We start from the raw sequence: 4,116 nt of genomic DNA on the forward strand, positions 1-4,116 counted from the left end.
CTATTCTCCTCAGAAGCAGAAATTTTTACCCTCAATTTCTTGCAATCCTCGCTACGGACGCTTAAGTCCGACAGGCTGCTAGCTGCTGGCGACCCCCTGACTATTGACCATGACCTGTTCATACTTTTGAGTCAGAACTTGCATTTTCTTGAGAATGGATTCAGTGGTGACAGAGATGGCTGTTGGCATGTAACGTCCCTCTTTATATTGCGTAAAACCTGATTTGGAAAAAAACCATTGTGCTTTAACCTTGGCGAGCAGTTTTCTGATTTCAGGAGTATTCACCGGGGACTGGTCGAGTTCATTCAGTGAGCTTTCGAACAGAGCCATGGATTCTTCAAAATCTCTCTCATAGTCGTCACCCACGCCCCAGGCCAAAGCCTGATAATACATGGCAATTCTCTGGCTGAGTGCGCGCTGTCGACCTGAAACGTTGATGAGCCTGGCTTTACTGGTGGCCGAGTGCTTTTCAATTAATGTGACCAGATCATTGCTGCTGTTGAATACAGTCAGAGCCTTTTGAATGAGTTCGGTAGCTGCTCCTCTGTCGGGTGTCGACAGTGCTATTTTTTTGTAGCTTTTCCAGTCTTTCTCAATGACTCTTAGCTGGTGTTTGATTTCATCGTTGGGCGCGTAATTTGATAAAGCGTGAAAATTATTTTCAAAGAGAATAATGCTTTTATAGAGCTGCTCTTTAGCTTCTTCTGAGTTAATGTCGGCCCCGATCATCAGGTAACTTTTAGCGACTCGCTGAGAAAGCATCCGTTGCAGACCGGATGTGTTGACCGCCTCGGCATCGTTTAAAGCGGCTGAAGTCACCCCTGAGTATGCCATTAAAAACACCGTTACGAAGCCCAGGTGCGTACAGCAACATAAAAGTGGGCGAAAGTCGGGAAGTATTCTGGAAATCTGCACTGTTTTGATCGCTCCTTGCGCTATTTCGGGTCATCCTGATGAGTTATGGATTCAACAGGTTGCGTTGCAAGGGGAAGTGCAGAATATATGCCAGAGCTGGGTAATTATGCGAAGTATTATGAGGAGTATGAGGGGCAGCTCACCAGATGATCATTGACCATCCCCATGGCTTGCATGTAGGCATAACAAATAGTGCTTCCTACGAATGAAAAACCTCTTTTTTTCAGGTCTTTACTCATGGCGTCGGATTCCCGGGTGGTGACAGGCACTTCAGACATTGTTTGCCATTGATTCCGGACCGGAGTGTGATTCACGAAGGACCAGATATATTGCTCAAAAGTGCCAAACTCTTCCTGAACTTCCAGGAAGGCCCGGGCGTTCTTGATGGCACTGTTGACTTTCAGTCGGTTTCTTACAATGCCTTTATTGTTGAGCAGCCTTTCTACATCCTGTTCGGTGAATTGGGCAACTGCTCCGGGATTAAAGCCCGCGAAGGCGTTCCGGTAGCCCTCCCGGCGTTTAAGTATGGTGATCCAGCTAAGACCTGCCTGAGCCCCTTCCAGAATCAGAAACTCAAAAAGCTTCTGATCGTCGTAGCAGGGAACGCCCCACTCTTCATCATGATATCGAATGTAATCCGGGTCTTCCGTGCACCAGGGGCATCGTTGTTCTGTCAAAAGGGTGACTCCCATGGTTATTGCAGAGCAGGTTGGAGCAATAGTGAACAGGTCAATGGCACTAATTACCTGTTGTTAGGATAAGCGAATTAAGCATAAAGGCATACTCACTGCCACGCCGGACGAACCCTGTCAGCTCAGCGTACGTTATCTTTACGGTGTTGAAGGCTTGGCTGACGACCCGGCCAGAGCTGAATAGTTGTTTCAACAGGTTTGCAGAAGAGGTGAAAACAGGGCTCTGGTTCATCTCAGGTTGGCAGAGTTTGCTCTGTCCGCAATGGAGTCTGAATAAGGGATTCTTGACATGGGCGTGGCCCCTGGCAAGAAAAAGAACTGTTCGTTTTGCAGGCGGACCGGTATTCTGTCCGTTCATTCATTCCAGAGATTTTCAATCAATGAAAATTACTGACAAAAAAGTCGCACTGATTCATTACACCCTGAAAAATGCCGGGGGTGAAGTTCTGGACAGTTCCGAAGGTCATGATCCTATGGCCTATCTGCACGGTGAGGGTAACATTATTGCCGGTCTGGAAAGTGCACTGGAAGGAAAAGCAGCGGGTGACAAGCTGGAAGTCTCTGTGGAAGCTGCCGAAGCCTATGGCGAATACGATGAAAGCCTGGTGCAGCCTATACCCCGTGCCCAGTTTGGTGAGCACGACGTAGAAGTGGGTATGCAGTTCCATGCAGATACTGCCATCGGCCCTCGTATTGTCACAATTACTGCCATTGAGGGTGATGAAGTAGTGATTGATGCTAACCATCAGCTGGCAGGTGAAGACCTGAATTTTGCGGTTGAAGTCGTTGAAGTACGCGATGCGACTGAAGAAGAGCTGGATCATGGTCACGTTCATGGGGCCGGTGATCATGAACACTGAATAAGCCATAAAAAAACCGGGTGAATGTCCCGGTTTTTTTATGGCGGAAGAAAACTCAGCTTCTTTTAAATAAGAGCTTGTGTTTTCTGAAAGTCGCTTCAGGCAATTTGGTCAAAAAGACACCGAGCATCAGGAACAGGGTCAGGAACAGAGACTCATTGCTGAGCATTCTTCCATTCAACAGGCTGTCCAGACAGAGCGCAATCACCGGAAAGATGAGAAAACAGATGGAGGCCTGGAATGGGCTGGCCAGTTTGTTTAACTGGAAGTAAGCCATAATGCCGCCAATCCCCGCCACGGAACCCAAATAAATCACTGCGCTGAGTGAGAGCGCCGAGAAGCTACTGATATCCGGCGTTTCCATGAAGTAACCGGTAATCGTCAGAAGTACCGCCGCCACCAGACAGGGGAGGGCATTGTAGGTCAGCACATGAATACCCTGACAACGAGTCTGGACATTTGTGTAAATCAGGGCGTGCATGAGGACAGCAACAACCATTGCAACCACACCCATCAGGCTGCCGTTGCTGTTGACTGACATTTGGTTACCAATGATGGTCACCAGACTGACCAGCGCTATGACCAGACCTGCCAGCTGGTGCATGGCTACCTTATGGCGCTGAAGTAACACCGAAAAAATCAGAACAGCGACAGGCATATTGGCGAAAATGATAGAGGCCAGTCCCGACGAGATATATTGTTCGCCAAAAATCATAAGGGTGAAGGGAATGGCAAAGTAAAACAGACTGATCAGGATGAACTCCAAACACTTATCCTTTGGAAACCAGATGGTAACGCCTTTCATTCTGGCCAGCAGAATAATCAGAGGCGCTGCAACTGCGAATCGAATGCCCGTAGCGGTAATCGGCGGAATGGTAGCAACAGCCAGTTCCATAGCCAGCCATGTCGTACCCCATATGAAGCAGACAGTGACAAATAAAAGGCTGACCCGGGTTTTTGTGCTCATGCCAACATCCTCTTAATACGTTCAATGGCTTGGAAAACAGTGTTGCTAATAACTACCTATGATGAAAATTTTATATTAGATAGCTGGAAAAAAGTTTTCAAATTTGTCATTATTTATTCAGTCTAAAGAAAAAATATTTTCTATTATGCTTGATAAAAAGGATAAATTGATTCTTGATTGCCTTCAGCGGGATGCATCCATTCCAGTAGCTGATATTGCCGACAAGGTAGGGTTGACCGTCTCGCCCTGCTGGAAGCGGTTAAAAAAGTTGGAAGAAGAAGGCTACATCACTCAGCGAGTAGCTCTGCTTGATGGCGATAAACTGGGCTTGCACCTCACGGCTTTTGTGAATATCAAAACCCAAAATCACAGTAATGAATGGTATGAGGCTTTTGTCGCGGAAGTCAGTGACTTTGCTGAAGTGATTGAGTTCTTCCGGATGGCCGGAGAGTATGACTACATGATGAAAGTGCTGGTCAGGGATATGGCAGCCTTTGATGTATTCTACAAACGGCTGGTAAACAGTGTGACCGGGCTCAGTGAAGTGACTTCTTCCTTTGCCATGGAGAAGCTGAAAAATACCACTTATCTACCACTGGGTTGATCGCCAAACATATTGAAACCATGTACTAGCAGCCTGTCGGACTTAAGCGTCCGTAGCGAGGATTGCAAGAAATTGAGG

At 47.2% G+C, this 4,116-nt stretch carries 5 protein-coding genes; 2 read left to right on the forward strand and 3 right to left on the reverse strand.

Annotated elements, in window-relative coordinates:
* Positions 1 to 78: 78 nt before the first annotated feature.
* Both KDK17_RS02750 and KDK17_RS02755 read right to left on the reverse strand, forming a co-directional pair.
* A complete protein-coding gene (locus KDK17_RS02750) occupies positions 79 to 834 on the reverse strand; it encodes a type IV pili methyl-accepting chemotaxis transducer N-terminal domain-containing protein (RefSeq protein WP_257280110.1) in 756 nt (251 codons plus the stop codon).
* Between the two features lie 197 nt (positions 835 to 1,031).
* A complete protein-coding gene (locus KDK17_RS02755) occupies positions 1,032 to 1,607 on the reverse strand; it encodes a DNA-3-methyladenine glycosylase I (RefSeq protein ID WP_257280111.1) in 576 nt (191 codons plus the stop codon).
* A gap of 380 nt (positions 1,608 to 1,987) precedes the next feature.
* Between KDK17_RS02755 and slyD the strand changes: the two genes are divergently transcribed.
* Positions 1,988 to 2,467, forward strand: a complete 480-nt coding sequence (gene slyD, locus KDK17_RS02760; RefSeq protein WP_257280112.1) for a peptidylprolyl isomerase — start codon at positions 1,988 to 1,990, stop codon at positions 2,465 to 2,467.
* Between the two features lie 55 nt (positions 2,468 to 2,522).
* Here slyD and KDK17_RS02765 read toward each other — a convergent pair whose 3' ends face one another.
* A complete protein-coding gene (locus KDK17_RS02765; protein ID WP_257280113.1) occupies positions 2,523 to 3,434 on the reverse strand; it encodes a DMT family transporter in 912 nt (303 codons plus the stop codon).
* Positions 3,435 to 3,579: 145 nt separating this feature from the next.
* On the opposite strand from KDK17_RS02765, the gene KDK17_RS02770 reads away from it, so the two are divergent.
* Complete coding sequence (locus tag KDK17_RS02770; RefSeq protein ID WP_257280163.1) at positions 3,580 to 4,038, forward strand: Lrp/AsnC family transcriptional regulator; 459 nt, start codon at positions 3,580 to 3,582, stop codon at positions 4,036 to 4,038.
* The last annotated feature ends 78 nt before the right edge of the window (positions 4,039 to 4,116 follow it).

It is taken from the genome of Endozoicomonas sp. SESOKO2 (assembly GCF_024606245.1).
Lineage (GTDB): Bacteria > Pseudomonadota > Gammaproteobacteria > Pseudomonadales > Endozoicomonadaceae > Endozoicomonas_A.

Bases quoted from the DNA above. Each gene is read 5' to 3' on its own strand.
- KDK17_RS02755 (WP_257280111.1), bottom strand. From the start codon at position 1,607: ATGGGAGTCACCCTTTTGACAGAACAACGATGCCCCTGGTGCACGGAA.
- slyD (WP_257280112.1), top strand. From the start codon at position 1,988: ATGAAAATTACTGACAAAAAAGTCGCACTGATTCATTACACCCTGAAA.
- KDK17_RS02750 (WP_257280110.1), bottom strand. From the start codon at position 834: ATGGCATACTCAGGGGTGACTTCAGCCGCTTTAAACGATGCCGAGGCG.
- KDK17_RS02765 (WP_257280113.1), bottom strand. From the start codon at position 3,434: ATGAGCACAAAAACCCGGGTCAGCCTTTTATTTGTCACTGTCTGCTTC.
- KDK17_RS02770 (WP_257280163.1), top strand. From the start codon at position 3,580: ATGCTTGATAAAAAGGATAAATTGATTCTTGATTGCCTTCAGCGGGAT.